The 15,206-nt window shown below is 70.3% G+C and carries 16 protein-coding genes and 1 tRNA gene; 6 read left to right on the forward strand and 11 right to left on the reverse strand.

Translation table 11 applies throughout. The features are described 5' to 3' along the window. Positions 1–62: 62 nt before the first annotated feature. A complete protein-coding gene (locus ACFC14_RS01585) occupies positions 63–1,064 on the reverse strand; it encodes a TIGR00341 family protein (RefSeq protein ID WP_376100787.1) in 1,002 nt (333 codons plus the stop codon). Positions 1,065–1,209: 145 nt separating this feature from the next. Here ACFC14_RS01585 and ACFC14_RS01590 point away from each other — a divergent pair, with 145 nt between their 5' ends. Then, positions 1,210–1,401, forward strand: a complete 192-nt coding sequence (locus ACFC14_RS01590) for a hypothetical protein (RefSeq protein WP_376100789.1) — start codon at positions 1,210–1,212, stop codon at positions 1,399–1,401. Positions 1,402–1,435: 34 nt separating this feature from the next. Here the strand turns inward: ACFC14_RS01590 and ACFC14_RS01595 are convergent. After that, positions 1,436–1,511 (reverse strand) — tRNA-Met (locus ACFC14_RS01595). Positions 1,512–1,598: 87 nt separating this feature from the next. Then, positions 1,599–2,585: a helix-turn-helix transcriptional regulator gene (locus ACFC14_RS01600; RefSeq protein WP_376100791.1), complete on the reverse strand. Its 987-nt coding sequence runs from the start codon at positions 2,583–2,585 to the stop codon at positions 1,599–1,601. A 62-nt stretch (positions 2,586–2,647) separates the two neighbouring features. On the opposite strand from ACFC14_RS01600, the gene ACFC14_RS01605 reads away from it, so the two are divergent. Both ACFC14_RS01605 and ACFC14_RS01610 read left to right on the forward strand, forming a co-directional pair. Next, positions 2,648–3,694 (forward strand): ABC transporter ATP-binding protein, encoded by a 1,047-nt coding sequence (locus ACFC14_RS01605; RefSeq protein WP_376100793.1) that lies wholly within the window; start codon positions 2,648–2,650, stop codon positions 3,692–3,694. Beyond that, entirely contained in the window at positions 3,691–4,470 is a 780-nt protein-coding gene (locus ACFC14_RS01610; RefSeq protein ID WP_376100795.1) for an ABC transporter permease, read from the forward strand. Before ACFC14_RS01605 ends, ACFC14_RS01610 begins: the two co-directional genes overlap by 4 nt. Positions 4,471–4,598: 128 nt before the next feature. Here the strand turns inward: ACFC14_RS01610 and ACFC14_RS01615 are convergent, their stop codons facing one another. The 5 genes from ACFC14_RS01615 to ACFC14_RS01635 all read right to left on the reverse strand — a co-directional run bounded on the left by ACFC14_RS01615 (position 4,599) and on the right by ACFC14_RS01635 (position 10,506). Further along, on the reverse strand, positions 4,599–5,987 hold the full coding sequence (locus tag ACFC14_RS01615) for a DUF6716 putative glycosyltransferase (RefSeq protein WP_376100797.1): 1,389 nt from the start codon (positions 5,985–5,987) through the stop codon (positions 4,599–4,601). Continuing rightward, complete coding sequence (locus ACFC14_RS01620; protein WP_376100799.1) at positions 5,984–6,856, reverse strand: N-acetylneuraminate synthase family protein; 873 nt, start codon at positions 6,854–6,856, stop codon at positions 5,984–5,986. The genes ACFC14_RS01615 and ACFC14_RS01620 overlap by 4 nt, the downstream gene beginning before the upstream one ends. Before the next feature lie 93 nt (positions 6,857–6,949). Further along, entirely contained in the window at positions 6,950–8,110 is a 1,161-nt protein-coding gene (locus ACFC14_RS01625) for a cytidylyltransferase domain-containing protein (protein ID WP_376100801.1), read from the reverse strand. A gap of 72 nt (positions 8,111–8,182) precedes the next feature. Then, positions 8,183–9,529: a polysialyltransferase family glycosyltransferase gene (locus tag ACFC14_RS01630; RefSeq protein WP_376100803.1), complete on the reverse strand. Its 1,347-nt coding sequence runs from the start codon at positions 9,527–9,529 to the stop codon at positions 8,183–8,185. Beyond that, positions 9,526–10,506, reverse strand: a complete 981-nt coding sequence (locus tag ACFC14_RS01635; protein ID WP_376100805.1) for a glycosyltransferase family 2 protein — start codon at positions 10,504–10,506, stop codon at positions 9,526–9,528. The genes ACFC14_RS01630 and ACFC14_RS01635 overlap by 4 nt, the downstream gene beginning before the upstream one ends. A gap of 408 nt (positions 10,507–10,914) precedes the next feature. Between ACFC14_RS01635 and ACFC14_RS01640 the strand changes: the two genes are divergently transcribed. Beyond that, complete coding sequence (locus ACFC14_RS01640; RefSeq protein ID WP_376100807.1) at positions 10,915–11,841, forward strand: hypothetical protein; 927 nt, start codon at positions 10,915–10,917, stop codon at positions 11,839–11,841. Positions 11,842–11,850: 9 nt separating this feature from the next. Beyond that, the gene (locus tag ACFC14_RS01645) at positions 11,851–12,150 is read left to right on the forward strand and encodes a DUF4229 domain-containing protein (RefSeq protein WP_376100809.1); all 300 of its coding nucleotides are present in this window, start codon (positions 11,851–11,853) and stop codon (positions 12,148–12,150) included. A 290-nt stretch (positions 12,151–12,440) separates the two neighbouring features. On the opposite strand, the gene ACFC14_RS01650 is transcribed toward ACFC14_RS01645, so the two are convergent. From ACFC14_RS01650 to ACFC14_RS01660, 3 genes are read right to left on the reverse strand one after another with little or no spacing between them, the layout of a single operon-like run. Then, positions 12,441–13,415 carry a 1,4-dihydroxy-2-naphthoate polyprenyltransferase gene (locus ACFC14_RS01650; protein ID WP_376100811.1) on the reverse strand — a complete coding sequence of 325 codons (975 nt, stop codon included), beginning with the start codon at positions 13,413–13,415 and terminating at the stop codon, positions 12,441–12,443. A gap of 51 nt (positions 13,416–13,466) precedes the next feature. After that, a complete protein-coding gene (locus ACFC14_RS01655; protein WP_136041352.1) occupies positions 13,467–13,757 on the reverse strand; it encodes a DUF4287 domain-containing protein in 291 nt (96 codons plus the stop codon). Between the two features lie 14 nt (positions 13,758–13,771). Then, positions 13,772–14,134 carry a cupin domain-containing protein gene (locus tag ACFC14_RS01660; protein WP_376100813.1) on the reverse strand — a complete coding sequence of 121 codons (363 nt, stop codon included), beginning with the start codon at positions 14,132–14,134 and terminating at the stop codon, positions 13,772–13,774. 45 nt (positions 14,135–14,179) lie between these two features. On the opposite strand from ACFC14_RS01660, the gene ACFC14_RS01665 reads away from it, so the two are divergent. Then, positions 14,180–15,205, forward strand: a complete 1,026-nt coding sequence (locus ACFC14_RS01665) for a DUF5937 family protein (protein WP_376100815.1) — start codon at positions 14,180–14,182, stop codon at positions 15,203–15,205. The last annotated feature ends 1 nt before the right edge of the window (position 15,206 follow it).

Raw genomic sequence — 15,206 nt, forward strand, 5'->3', positions numbered from 1 at the left:
TCGAGCGTTCCCGATGCACTGACCACTCTGTTTCCCGTGTGCACCTCGCCGCCCCCTCCCGCTCACTGCACGGCGAGTTCCGTCCCCTGCCCCACATCGACGATCACCCCGACGTACGAGGGAATCACCTTCGCCATGTCGTCCCGCAGCTCGTCCAGCGGCGGGGTCGACCCGTCGGGGGTCGTGAGGGAGATCGTGGCGGTGAGTCCGCTCCACTGCACGGCCCCGTGGATGTGTGCATCCGGATCCCCGTCGAGCCAGTCGGTCGTCGTGTTCTGGATCTCGACCGACCACCGGGCGACGGCGACGGAGGCGATCGAGTTCGCGGCGAGCGGGATGGCGATGATGAGGCTCAGAGTCGCGACGATCGCGTAGGCGCGGCGTCGATTGGCGGTGGGTGAGGATCCGGGGTCGCGGGCGTAACCGGCCATCGTGAACACGATGCTTCCGGCGATCACCAGGGCGAAGACGTTCGAGAGGAACAGCACGAGCGCGCCGAGGGCCTCGGGCCACTGCCCCTGACCCGCGCAGACTCCGACCACCCCGAGCGGCGGCACGAGAGAGATCGCGATCGCGACACCCGGCAGCACCGCGCTGAGGTCTTTCCGGCACATCGCGAAGCCGCCGGCGAGCCCGGTCGCGAGCGCGGCCATCAGATCCATCAGGCTCGGTGACGTGCGCCCGATCACCTGCGAGTTGGTCGACAGGCTCTCCGGTGTCGCGACGAAGACGGCGAGCGCCAGCCCGAGCGCGACGACGATGCCGACCCCGCTGAGGACCCACAGGATCGAGGACACCACCAGGCGCAGATGCCCCGTGACGATCCCCCAGGCGATGCCGAGGATCGGAGTACCCAGCGGCGCGATGATCATCGCCCCGATCACCGTCGCCGTCGAGTCCGTCAGCACCCCCGCGATCGCGATGACCCCCGACAGCGTGAGCATGATGAGGAAACCGGAACGCTTGCTGAGCGTGTCTCCCGCGCTCAGATTGAGGGCGTCGTCCAGCGCCTCGGCCGAGAGCCGCTGCGACCGCGGGATCAGTGTCTGCGTCAATCGCGACATGTTCGGGTCCTTCGCCCTGCGCCGGATGCGTTCGTCATAGCCGAAAGCTAGGGGCGCGCGAGGCGGCGCGCAAGCATCCCGTCGCCCACACCGAACGAGGCCACGTCAGGTCGACATCGACGCGCCCGGCTGGCAGGGTGAAGGGATGCGACGCAACGAGAGCAGCACCGGTTTGCAGTGGGGATTGCTCCTCTTCGGCGCCCTCTTCGGGCTGGTGTGCGCGGTGCTGATCCTCACAGAGGTGCTGAGCCCGACCCTGTGGTTCACCGTCGCCGCGATGGGCTGCCTGGTGCTCTCGCAGGCGCTCCTGATCCGTTCGAAGCGGCGGAATCGCTGACGGTTCCGCCCGACGGTCGCCGACTGACCTGAATTGGACGCGACGGCGGGAGTCGAACCCGCAACGCCATCAGATATGAGCTGAGGCCCGGGACCGCCCGGATCGCCGCGATGGGGATGACGTTACCCGGCCGTGATCTGACCCGCCAGGACCGTTGCCTGGGATAACCCTATGAGTCTGAGGATGACGCATGCCGGTCACCCGGCGTCATCCGGATCCGGGGCGTCGAGGGCGCGCAGCAGCCGAGCGACCGCCTCACGGAGCTCTGCCCGGTGGGGCTCCGCGAGCGCGACAGAATACTCGACGCCTTCGGGGATCCACAGCAGCGCGTACATCGTCTCGCGCCAGTCCGAGCCGCCGATCGGCCACCGCGTGCGGTCTTCGCCGACGGCCGTCGCGCCCTGCGACCAGGGGCCGAAGCGGTCCTGCATCTCGGCGAGAGGCAGGTCCATCACGGCGGCGCCCTCGACCTTCTGCGGGGTCCAGGACGACGCGATCAGCACGAGCTCCTCGATCTCCTCCTCGGTGATGTCACGGCGGGCGAACAGAACGCGCGTGTGCTCGACCGAGACGATCCGGTCGACGCGGAACGTGCGCCAGTCCTCACGGTCGAGGTCCCAGCACAGCAGGAACCACTTGCGACCGGCCGGCGCCAGTGCGTGCGGCTCGACCCGGCGAACGCTCTCCCGCCCCTCACCATCCACGTAGCGGAGGCGGAGTCGCTCATGATCGCGCGTGGCGAGAGCGATCTCGCCGATCACCGCCGGCGAGACGACGGGGCCCTCCCCGATCAACGGCGCCTGCACCGACGCGGCGAGCGCGTTCACCCGCTGGCGCAGCGCCGACGGCAGCACCTGCTCGAGCTTGGCCAGGGCCGTGAGGGTGACCTCGGGACCGCCGACGAGCTGCTGCGTGGCGGCGACGCGCAGCCCGATCGCCATCGTGACAGCCTCGTCGTCGTTGAGCAGCAGCGGTGGCACCGCGCTCCCGGCCTCGAGGCGGTAGCCGCCGGCGACACCCGGGGTCGACTCCACCCGATAACCGAGTTCGCGCAATCGGTCGACGTCGCGTCGCACCGTGCGCTCGGTGACGCCCAGCCGGCTGGCGAGTTCGGTTCCCGGCCAGTGCCGGTGCGTCTGCAGCAGATTGAGCAGAGCGAGAGCACGCGAGGTGGTATCGGTCATGCGTCCAGATTGCCAGATGATGCGGACAGGATCTGTCCGCATGCTTTCTTACGCTCACTCCCATGAACGATTCCCTCATCGAGACCGAAGGCCTGACCAAGGTCTTCACCGTCAAGAAGACGCCGGTGCACGCCGTAACCGACGTCTCCTTCACCGCCGTGCGCGGCGAACTCGTCGCCTTCCTCGGACCGAACGGTGCCGGAAAGTCGACCACTCTGCGGATGCTGACCACCCTCATCCCGCCGACCTCGGGGAGCGCGCGAGTGGTGGGGCACGACATCCGCACCGATGCGGCCGGGGTGCGCGCCCGCATCGGCTACGTCGGTCAGCTCACGAGCGGCAGCTTCTCGCAGCGCGTGCGCGACGAGCTGCTCAGCCAGGGCGCGTTCTACGGGATGTCGCGACGCGACAGCGCGAAGCGGGCCGACGAGCTGATCGAGTCGCTCGACCTCTCCTCCTTCGCAACTCGCAGCGTGCAGCAGCTCAGCGGCGGACAGAAGCGCCGGCTCGACATCGCCCTCGGGCTCATGCACGCGCCGCCGCTGATCTTCCTCGACGAGCCCTCCACCGGACTCGACCCGCAGAGCAGGGCGAACCTGTGGGAGCACATCCTCGATCTGCGCACGCAGCACGGCACCACCGTCTTCCTCACCACGCACTACCTGGAAGAGGCCGATCGCTACGCCGAGCGCGTGATGGTCATGGACAAGGGGCGCATCATCGCCGACGACGACGCCGCCTCCCTCAAGGCGACCCTGGCCGGCGACGTGCTGACCTTCGGATTCTCGGATGCCGCGGAGGCGGCGAGCGCCCGTGCCGTGGTGGCCCGTCTCAGCAGCGCGGAGGTGAGCGTGGACGACGCCGCGATCTCGCTCGCCGTGCCGGACGGCGACCGACTGCTGCCGGTGATCGTGCGCGAGCTCGACGCCGCCGGCATCCTCGTGCGCCGAGCGACCGGAGTGCCACCCACGCTGGACGACGTGTTCCTCGCCCTCACCGGCCGCACACTGCGCGACGCCGGCGAAGGAGCTGATGCCGTGGGCGAGGCATCCGAATCCGCCGACACCCCCACCCCCTCTGCGAACAGCACGACAGGAGTCCTCTCATGACCACCACCGACACCCTCGTGCGCCCCAACCTCGCGCGCGACACCCGGAATGTGCTGACGCGTGAGCTCAAGCCCGTGCTCCGCGATCCGTTCACGCTGATCTTCAGCCTGCTGCAGCCGCTGGTCTTCCTCGGATTGTTCGCTCCTCTGCTGATCGGCGACTCGGGGCAGCCCGCCGGCGACACCCTGGCCTGGTTCGTGCCCGGCGTGCTCGTGATGATCGTGCTGTTCGGCACCGGTGCCACCGGGTCGAACCTGCAGTACGAGATGATGACCGGCTCGCACGAGCGCACCCTGGTCGCCCCGCTCGCGCGCTCCTCGCTGCTGGTCGGACGTGCTCTCAAGGAGATCGCGCCGATCGTGGTGCAGGCGCTCGTGATCGTGCTGATCGCCTGGCCGTTCGGCTTCGCCGCCGACATCCCCGGCCTTCTCATCGGACTCGCACTGCTGGCCGTGTTCGGTGTGGGCCTGGGCTCACTGTCGTACTCGCTGGCTCTGGCGACGAAAGACCGGGAGTGGCTGTTCTGGGGCGTGCAGCAGTCGCTGATCTTCCCGCTGCTGATCCTCTCGGGGATGCTGTTGCCGCTCGACGATGCTCCGGAGTGGATGCGCGCCGTGGCCTCGGTCAATCCGGTCAACTGGGTCGTGCAGGCCGAGCGGGCGCTGTTCGCCGGCGACCTGGGAGATGTGACCGTGCTCTGGGGCTGGGTGTCGGCACTGGCGGTCGCCGTGGTCGGGCTGATCGTCGGAGTGCGCGCCATCCGCCGCAGCAACTGATTCGACCCGACGGTGCGCCGCGGCGTGGGGATGCCAAAACCCAGACGCAGCGGCGCACTGTCGGCGTGTCCCGGCTCGACACACGGACGGGAACAGGCCTCGTCTGGTTCTTGGTCGCGTCGGCCGACTCAGCGCCGGATCGAGTCGTCGAACGGGTTCGGCTCAAGCGTGTAGTCGGTCGAAGCGTCAGACCAGGTGCCGCCGCCTGCCGGAGCCCGGCGCGCGCGGGCCGCGGCCATCGCGCGGGTGGAGGGAACGCCGATCGCGAGCGCCACTCTCCCCCGCGCCGTGCGGTCCTCGGCCCCGAGCACGCTCGCCCGATGCCAGGCCTCGTGCAGGGCCCCTCCTCGAGCCGCCGGGACACGCCGCGCCGGCAAGGCGCCCGAGCGCCGCAGGGCGACGAGCTGCTCGACCCGCTCCCACCACGTCGACTCCGCCTCGGGATGGAAGTAGTTGTCGCGGAGCCAATCCGGATGCGGATGCCGGAACCGCCCGGCGACGACCTCGCTCCGGCCGCCGAGCAGTCCGCTTCCCACGAACACCGTGTTCAGCAAGCTCTTGCTCACCCCGAACGAGTCGAGCGCGATCACCGGCACCCCGAGGGCAGTGGCCTCGATCGCAGCGGTCGAGCTCACCGTGACGAGTCCGGCCGCGGTCTGCAGCGCGGTGGACATCGAGTCGTAGGAGAACACCAGGTTCTGCGGCCGGCGCGACGGCAGCAACCCCGCGTAGGGCTCGCGTTCGAGGTGCGTCTCCGACTCCCCCGGCCGCGACCGCAGCTTCACCACCACGCGTCGCGCGGGCTCGGCTTCCGCGGCCCGAACCAGCATGGCCGCGATCTCGGCGCGCTCGTCCTTCCCGACGGGCACGAGCGCCTGCGCGGCGAACACGATGTCGGTCGCGGGAGGTCGTTCCGCCACCGTCGGCGCCGGGCGTTCGGCGACCGCGATGCCACCGCGACCACCCGCAGCAGCGGCGCTCCGCATCCACTCCGGGCGCAGCATCCGCTGCCGACGCCGGGCGAACGGCAGAGTCGCGAGAGCAACCGGTGTCTGCACGCCGATATGCCGCCCGAGCTCTTCGAACGCCCGCACCTCGCGATGCGAGTGCACCACCAGCAGGTCGGTGTGACGGCGATAGCCGAGCGCCCCGCGCTGCGCGGGGATCGCCATCCCCGGCAGGCCCGAGACGGTCACCGGTCGATGCTCCAGCGCGTCGATCACCCGTCCCATCAGGCGCACGAACGGTCCGCGCCCCGCGAGCAGGACCACGTCCGGTCGCTGCCCGGCCAGCCAGTCCGCCGCCTCCGCGAACCCGATGCGGGTGACGTCGTCGGGTCCGAGCGTCGTGCCGGCGAGCGCGGTGCGCTGCTGCTCGACGCTGGCCGTGAGCGGCGTGCGCACGACCAGCAGGTGCGGCTGCAGACCCGGGACCGAGCCCAGCAGGGATGCCGCCCACTTCACGAAGGAGTCGGCGTCCGCGATGGCGACGACGCGGATGCCGGGGGCGTCGGTCATGCGGAGACGCGACGCAGCTTCGCCATCGGCGCGCGCTCGCTGTCGAACACGCGCTTGACGCCGTCGCCGGTCGCCCGCTCGATCACCCGGATGTCCCGCACGAGGTGCTCGAGGCCGGTCGGCTCGAGAGAGGCGGCGTGGTCGGAGCCCCACATCGTGCGATCGAGCGTGATGTGACGCTCGACCGCGACCGCACCGATCGCCACGGCGGCGAGCGAGATCTGGAGGCCGCGCTCGTGTCCCGAGTAGCCGACGGGCACACCGGGGTAGCGGTCGCGCAGGGTGGCGATCACGCGCAGGTTCGCCTCTTCAGGCTCGAGCGGGTACGTCGAGGTCGCATGCATGAGGACCACACGGTCGGTGCCGAGCGTGTCCAGCGCCCGGTCGATCTGCTCGATGGTCGACATGCCGGTCGAGAGGATGACGGGCTTGCCCGTCTCGCGCAGACGGACGAGCAGCTCGGTGTCGGTGAGGCTCGCCGAGGCGACCTTGTGCGCCACCACGTTGAGGTCTTCGAGGAAGTCGACGCTCGGCACATCCCACGGCGATGCGAACCAGTCGAGGCCGAGCATGGTGGCGTGGTCGCCGATCTCGACGTACTCCTCGCGGCCGAACTCGACGCGACGACGGTAGTCGAGGTAGCTCATGACACCCCACGGCGTCTCACGCGGAACGTCGCGCATGTGCTCGGGAGTGGAGATCTCGGGCGTGCGCTTCTGGAACTTCACGGCGTCGGCGCCGGCGCGGGCCGCCACGTCGATGAGCTTCTTCGCGATGTCGACATCGCCGTTGTGGTTGAGTCCGATCTCGGCGATGACGTACGCAGGACGCCCGCCGCCGATCACTCGTGAGCCGATGCTGACAGTCATGATTCCTCCGGTCGTCGAGCGCTGGTGCAGCCCCTCCCTCCTGAATACGGGGCGAGGATGAACACCGGGCGACGACCGGGTTACCGGCATCGGTCAGCTCGACAACACCCGTTCGATCAGCTCCCGCACGGCTCCCTCTCCTCCACGGCGGCGGAGAACGACTCTGGCCTCTTCGATGACGAGCGGATGCGCGTTCGCGACAGCGATGGGCCACCCCACGATCCGCAGCGCCGGGAGGTCGTTCACGTCGTTGCCGAGGTAGGCGATGTCGGCGAGGGGCACGTCGTTCTCGTGCGCCCAATCGCGCAGCGCCGTCTCCTTGTCGTCGATGCCGTGCAGGACCGGCACGCGGAGTTTGTCGGCGCGAGCGCGGACGACCGGGTTCACCTCCGTCGACAGGATCAGCAGGGGAACCCCGGCACGGCGCAGCAGGGCCACGCCCATCCCGTCCTCGCGGCTGACCCGCACCCGCTCCCCGCCGTCGGCATCGATGATCGCGGTGTCGTCGGTGTGCACGCCGTCGAAGTCGGTCACGACCGCCCGCACCGGGATGCGCCCTGGAACCTCGTGCAGGGTCGCGAGAGCGCGGGCGACCCGGAGCTGATCCGCATCGTCGATCTCGATCGCCGTCCACTCCGGTACCGCCGCGATGCGGATCCTGCCGAAGAACCGATGCCGGCTCTCACGGAAGCCGTCGGCGCGGAACACGTAGAAGGCGCCGGTCTCGAGGTGGTGCGGTTCGCGGTCCTGGCGCCGCGGGCGGTGAGCCGCCTCGTGGTTGATCGCGACCGCGCTCCCGTCGGCATCCTCCCGCCACAGGAACCCGTAGGTCTCGTGGGCCGCGAACACACTGTCGGCCCGGTCGGCGCGGATCTCCTCCACGGCCGCGGCGAGCGCGTCGCTCAGGATGAACGGAGAGGTCGCCTGCAGGAACGCCACGATCTCCACGCGTTCGCCCTGCGCCTCGAGCTCGTCGAGGGCATGCAGGATCGCGCTCTCCGAGGTCGCGGTGTCACCGGCGAGCGCAGCGGGGCGGCGGATGACACGGGCGCCCGCCGCGGTAGCGACCGCCCCGATCTCGTCGTCGTCGGTGGACACCACGACCAGGTCGATGCCGGATGCCGCGGCCGCGGCCCGGACGGCGCGCTCGACCAGCGGCACTCCGCCCACGCGCTGGAGGTTCTTGCGCGGCACCTGCTTCGATCCGCCACGCGCCGGGATGATCGCCACCGTGAGGGGCTGCTGCTCGTCCATGTCGTTCATCCTCGCGTCATCGCGTCATCGCCGTCGTCATCGTCATCGTCATCGTCATCGTCATCGTCATCGTCATCGCCCGCGCAGCGCCTTCCAGGCACGGCCGACGCGTCGCCGGGCGCCGAGGGCGTTGAGCCGCCACTCCTCGACCCTGCCCACTCCCCCGGCGGGGCGCAACGCCCGACGCGCGGCGCTCTCCCGCGGCGCCCCCGGCAGCCGCAGCTCCGCGAGCCGTCGCGGCGCGAAGTACCGATCCCGCTCGACCGGGTCCAGGCCCCGCAGCAGTTCTTCGGCGCGACCGCGCAGGTGGGCGGCGTTCTCGGGCTGCATCCCATAGCCCACCGCGTCGATCAGCAGCTGCAGTCGGGCGGAGTCGCCGTAGGGCGAATCGTCGCGGGTGAGTGCATCTACCAGGGTCACGGGGATCCGGTTGCTGTTCTCGAACGGCGTCAGTGCTGCCAGCATCCGGTCGTTGCCCGCCGACCCGATCTCCCGACCGAAGAGTGCGTGCACGGTCGGCAACGCGGTCGAGAACCCGGCGACGACGGCCAGTGCGTCGAGCCGTTCGGCCAACAGCTCCGCCGCGAGCGGGCCGCGATACTCCACGAAGTCGATCCCGTGGACGTGCGCCCTGTCGCGGACCGCCGCGGTCACCAACGGCGGCGCAGCGGGGTGCGGCTTGAAGACGATGCGCTGCGGAGACCATCGCGCGGCGCGGTCGATCAACTGCTTCTGCAGGTCGATCTCCGCGGCGGGGGTCATGAGTCCGAGCGCCGACAGGTATTGGCCGAGGACCAGCACGCTGGGCACGTCGTCATCGGCGCCTGGCCCTCCGGCATCCGTCTCTCGCAGCACCGCCGCGAACGCGGCCGGAGGAACCGGGACGACCCCGGCCTGCGGAGCACCCACGAGCGGTCGCACGCCCGGCACCACGTCGGCATGGACGACTCGTTCGATGCGCGCCGCGACCGCATACGGCAGCCGCACGCGCATCGGCGAGTACGTCATGAGCCCATCCCCCACGATCGTGATCCGCGCGTGCGGGAACAGCGCCATCAGCGTGCGGGCGGGCGCGACCTGGGGGCTCTGCACGAAGAGCTCCAGGTCTCGCGGATCGAGTTGCCACGCCCGCTCGAACAGCCGCTCCAGCATCGGGAGGTCGGCCTCGGCAGGTTCCCACCCACTCGGATGCAGCGGACCGAGCAGCTCCTCCAGGGGCTCGACGCGATCGAACCGCGTGCGCAGCGGTCCGAGCACGGGGTCGTCCGCGATGCCGACCGCCGTCTCCGGCACCCGGCTCGAGGTGAACGGCACGAGGATGCGCTCCGCCCCACCGTCATGGCCGAGAAGGCCGGCGTCGATCGCCGCGGCGGCTGTGGCGAGCCCGTAGGCGCTGTGCAGCGCGAAGATCTGAGTCATACCGACCGCCCCGCCTGCCGGAGAACCCGCGCCAGCACCCGTCGGCGCGGCCCGTCGAAGCGGGTCAGGGTCTCGTCGAGTTCGGCATCCGGCAGGCGACGGAGCATGTCCCGGATGCCGCCGCGCATCTCGGCACGCAGCCGCGGGTGCATGCGGCGAGCGCGCACCAGGTGGTGGGAGCTGAGCGCGAGCGCGGTCCACACGACCTTCGGCAGGAAGCGCTCCGCCTCGGGGTCCTCCTCGACCACGGCGATGACCTCGTCCATCGCCCGGGCGAAGTCGAGCTGCCGCCGATCCCTCGCCTGCGTGAGCGACGTCGCGACGCCGCGCCGGTAGAGCAGCGCGGGCGCGTCCACGACCGCGAACGACCGAGCGCGAAGGTGGAGCCGCCAGATCCAGGGCCGGTCCTCCGCCGTGAACAGCCCCTCCGGGAAGTGCGCCAGCCCGTCGTCGAGGACACGTCGGTGGAAGACACCCGCCCACGCGTAGGGATAGTCGACCATCGTGGATTCGTTCTCAGGCAGGATCGCCTCGCGCGGCACGGCCACGCGCTCGCGCCACGGATGCGGGGCGCGAACGAGCGTCCGGTGCGTACCGGTGACCGTGACATGGTCGGTGCGGAGGAAGTCGCAGTCCAACTCGCGCAACCGCGACACGAGCACCTCGAGCCGGCGCGGCTGCATCCAGTCGTCACCATCGAGGAAGCAGAAGGCGTCGCCCTCGACGCGTTCGAGGCCCTGATTGCGGGCGGTCGCGAGCCCCCGGGCGATGGGATTCCGGATGACCTCGACGTGCGGGAGCCGCTCCGCATACGCGCGCATGAGCGCTCCCGTGTCGTCACGCGAGCCGTCGTCGATCGCGACGAGCTTGAGCGCCGACGCATCCTCGAACTGGCGGGTGAGTGTCTCGAGCGTCGTCCCGATGTACTCGCCGGCGTCTTTCGCGGGCAGGATGACGGTGACGAGGGGTGTGCGCACGGAACTCCAGGGACTGGCGGTGTTCCGGAATCGTGCCAGGTCGCCGTTGCCGGACGGCGACGCGAAGGTGAACGAACGGTGTCCGCACACGACGCGGCCTCGTGGTGGCAGTGAGGTGTGGCCCCGTACCCGAACGGAGCCACACCTCCCAGTGCTGCGCACTGCCGAACGCGGAGCGTTCGGGGAGCAGGGCCACCGATGGCGACCCCACCCGCCACGAGCCCTGCTGGCCCCCATCAGCCGGACTCGGGACGTGTGGCGTCGTCGCGTTCCCTCCCCCCAGAGATACACGCGACGACACGTAACATGATACATGTCGCATTTCGTGAAGCTGTACGTAGGCCGAGATACAGGACGCGAGTCGCGACGGTGTTCGCGACGACGCGTGCGATCGGGGACGATGGGAGCATGCTCTGGCCGTTCGGAACGATATGGCGTCCGGTGCGACGGAAGCAGCGCGAGACGGTGGATCTGCGTTGGCTGACCGCCCGCACCTGGACTCGACGCTGGTACCCGCAGGGCATCGACCTCGGAGAGTGGCGGGGGCGACGCACCCTGGCGGTGAGCTGGTTCCGGCAGCAGCTCGACGGCGTGCACCTCGCCTCCCGCGTGACTTTCGTCGACCTCGAGCGCTCGCGCCATCTCGACGTGCTGCTCGCCATTCCCGGCGACGACGGCGAGCTGCAGCCGGCGCCGATTCACGCCGGTGGACTCGCCTGGTTCGACGACCGACTCTTCGTCGCCGCGACCGGTCGGGGCATCTGGGAATTCGACCTCGCCGATGTGCGGGAGGTCCGCGGCGCCACCGCTCAGCGCATCGCCGGCAGGCAACCTCGGCGCGGTCGCACCACGGCACTCGTCGCCGTCCGCACGCGTGTGCACCCCGTCGCGCTGCGCTGCTCGTACTTGGGCCGGGTGTTCGACGAGCGCGGCGCTCCCCTGCGGCGTGTGCTCATCGGCGAGCACCGCATCGACGACAGCGGGCGGATCGGGGAGTTCTCCATCCCCGAGGACGCCGACGGCCGATTCGCTGAGGAGCACATGTTCACGCCCGGCATCCCCCGCATGCAGGGCGCCGTGCGCTGGGGAGACCGCCACTTCGTGTCGCAGTCCGACGGCCTGCGACCCGGGGCGCTGTGGAGCGGGCCGCGGACGGCACTGGAGCGGGACGACGTGCCCCTCCCGGTCGGCTGCGAAGACCTGGCGCTCGACATCGACGCGGGGCTGCTCTGGTCGCTCGGGGAGCACCCGTGGCATCGGGTCGTGCGCGGCATCCCGTTCGCTCGGCTGGGGATCGAGGTCCCGGGCGCCGAGCGGCCCGCGCGGCGAACGTAGACTGGAGGGGTGAAGAAGCCCGCGCCTTTCCTCGTCTACACCGTGCTGCGGCTGCTGGCGTTCCTCGTCCCGCTCGCCATCCTCTGGTTCTTCTTCCCGATCTTCCGCGAGTATTGGTGGCTCGCCGCGATCTTCGCCGCACTCATCGGCATGAGCATCTCGATGCTGTTCCTGCGCACACCGCTCACCGATGCATCGGCCCGACTCGCGGAGCGCCGCGAGAGCCGGTCGTCCGGCGGCCAGGCCGATGCCGACGCCGAGGACCAGGCGATCGACGCGACCGACCCCACCGACGGCCCGAAGGCCTGACCGCCCTCCCCTGCCCCGCGCTCCCGCCTCGTCCGGCGCCCCCGCCTCGTCCCGCGCTCCCGCTCGTCCGGCGCTCCCGCCTCGTCCGGCGCTCCCGCCTCGTCCGGCGCTCCCGCCTCGTCCGGCGCGACACAACTTCGGAGATCGACGACGGCGCGCCGCGGCATCCGCACCCCGTTCGGGGTGTCGCGTCACATCTCCGAAGTTGTGCGAGAAGCGGCAGCGGCTGCGGCGGGGAGTGGGCCGGACGGCAAACCGGGACGGCTCAGCCGGACGGCAAACCGGGCAGGTCAGCCGACGAACGCCCAGAACAGGGCGCCGGCGTACAGGAGTGATGTCAGCGACGTCAGGGCGAGCGCGGTGACCAGCTCCCTCGGCTGCCGGTAGGCCCAGACGATCACGATTGCAGGGAGCCCCGCCAGCAGCGCGAGGAGCGAGATCCAGGCGATCGGGTAGAGCAGTGCGATGGCCACGGCGATCCCGAACGGCGCCAGGACGAAGAGAGTGAACAGTACCTGCGTTGCGCGGCGTCCGATCAAGACCGTGAGGGTGCGCTTGCCGACCTCGCGGTCCTGGTCGATGTCACGCAGGTTGTTGGCGAGCAGCACGGCACACGCGAACAGGCCGGCCGCGATCGCCCCGAGCCACGCCTGCAGCGGCAGCTCGAACACCTGCACCCAGGTGGTGCCGAGCGTCGCGACGAGCCCGAAGAACACGAACACGAAGACTTCGCCGAGGCCGTAATAGCCGTAGGGGCGCTTGCCTCCGGTGTAGAACCAGGCCGCGACGATGCACGCGGCACCGACCGCCAGCATCCACCACTGCCCGGTGCGCACGACGATCGCGAGGCCGACGAGAGCGGCGAGCGCGAAGAAGATCAGTCCGATGACCAGGACAGTGCGCGGCTTCACCCGGCCGGATGCCGTGAGTCGCGCGGGACCGACACGATGGGCATCGGTGCCTCGGACGCCGTCACTGTAGTCGTTCGTGAAGTTCACGCCGATCTGCAGCAGCACCGCGACGGCGAGGCACGCGAGCGCGATCACCCAGTGGAATTCGGGACCGGTGCTGCGCGCCGCACCGGTGCCGATGATCACCGGGGCGATCGCGAGCGGGAGTGTGCGCAGCCGTGCGGCTCCGATCCAATCGGATGCAGTGACCGGCCCCGCTTCGACGACCGGACGCCGCGCCGGGTTGCCGCTGGTACGGGCCGGGGCGTGCTTCGCGGACCGATTCTTCTTCTTGCGCTGGGAGGATGCTGCCACGCAGGGAATCCTACTGGCCGGGCCGATGCCAGACCTCAGCGGGACGACGGATCAGGGGTTCGGATTGCTGTCCTTGCCGTCGAGCCAGAGCGTGTCGGAGGCGTCGGAGTGAGCGCCGCCCGTGCCGACGTGCTTGGCGCTGATCTGCGGGCCCTTGGTGATCACGTGTACGAGGGCCATCGCGTGACCCTGCCCCAGCCCGTAGTCCTCTTTGAGCCACGCGACGATCGGGGTGGCCTTGGTCGTGGCGTCGAACCCCTTCTCCGTCGCGAGCTCGATGAACTGTCGCGGGGTCAGCCCCGTCTTGGTCTCGATGTTGTCGAGGTATGCCTGGAAGGACATGGTGCTCCTGGTACTCAGTCCTCGTCGAGGAACGTCTGGATGATGGTGGCGGAGGCGTGGATGCCGATGATCCTGAGGACCCCGTCACCCACGTTGGTGAAACAGTGCGGGATGTATGCGGGCCCTGTCGCGGTGTCGCCCGCGCCGGCGACGAAAGTCTCCTCGCCCACGGTGATGCGGGCAAGTCCCTCGATCACGACCCAGGTCTCGGCATACGGATGCCAGTGGAGCCCGGGGCCTTCGCCGGGCTGATTCTCGACGAAGAAGTACGACACCTCCGCGCCGTGCTCGGCGCCGACGAACCTGCGGCTGCGGCCCGTGCCGATGCGGATGTCCGCGCCGGCGACGACCGGGATGGAAAGGGTTGTGCTGTTCATGACCTCAGTCTCGACAGTCGTCGGCGCCGGCCCTAGAGTTTCGATGTGGATCGAAACAACGCGCCGGTCGAAGGCATCGAGCACCCCGACCACCGCGTCGAGTTCCACCTGAGCCCCGGCGACGTCGAGGCGGTGCGATTCGGGATCTCCCCCGGTCACGAGCTGGCCCACGCGGTCCGAGTGCTGCTGCGCCCCGCCGCGCACCCGCTGCAGTGGGGGTGGCTGCGAGCCGTGCGCGACCGCCTGCCCCGAGACGAGTTCGCCCTGCTGACGACCGTGGTCGGCGATGACGGGTATCTGCCCGACTTCCTGACGACCGCACCGCGGTGGGACCTGACGCCGGAGGCCGAGCTCGACGAGCTGCGCGGTGCACCCCTCGGTCCGATGCGCGTCGACTTCGGGAAGATGGTGCTGCGCTCGACCGGGGCCCGCCGGAAGGCGCTGGGCGAGATGCAGGGGCAGCCGGCACGGGCGCGCTCGATGATCGCCGACGCCTGGGCCGCGGTATGGGACGCCGCGCTGGCTCCCGTCTGGCCACAGCTCGAACGCCTGTTGCGCGCCGACATCGCGGTCCGCTCCCGCACGATCGCGAGCGCCGGAATCGCCTCCATGGCCGGAGACCTGCACCCTCAGGTGACCTGGGGAGAAGGCGCCGTCCGGGTCTCGCTGCGCCGCCACAGTGAACAGGTCGACTGCCGGGGAAGCGGCCTGGTGCTGGTGCCGTCAGTCATGTCGTCCTGGGGATGCATGGTGCTCACCGAGCCGCCGGCGCAACCGACGCTGTTCTACCCGGCCCGGGGCGTCACTGCCGGCTGGGCCCGGGACGCCGCCGAGACCACAGAGGCGCTCGGCGCGCTGCTGGGTCCGGCACGAGCGGGCATCCTGCTCCGAGCGGGCACCGCCCGCACGACGTCGCAGGTCGCACAGGAAGCCGGCATCGCGATATCGACCGCGTCGCATCACCTCGCCGTGCTGCGAGACGCGGGGCTGATCGGCAGCGAGCGCGACGGCGCTCGGATGCTGCACCTGCGCACTCCACTCGGTGAGGCGATGGTGGGCGCGGTGCTCTGAC

This window comes from Microbacterium sp. NPDC055988, from assembly GCF_042269505.1.
In the GTDB taxonomy this organism is placed as follows: Bacteria; Actinomycetota; Actinomycetes; order Actinomycetales; family Microbacteriaceae; genus Microbacterium.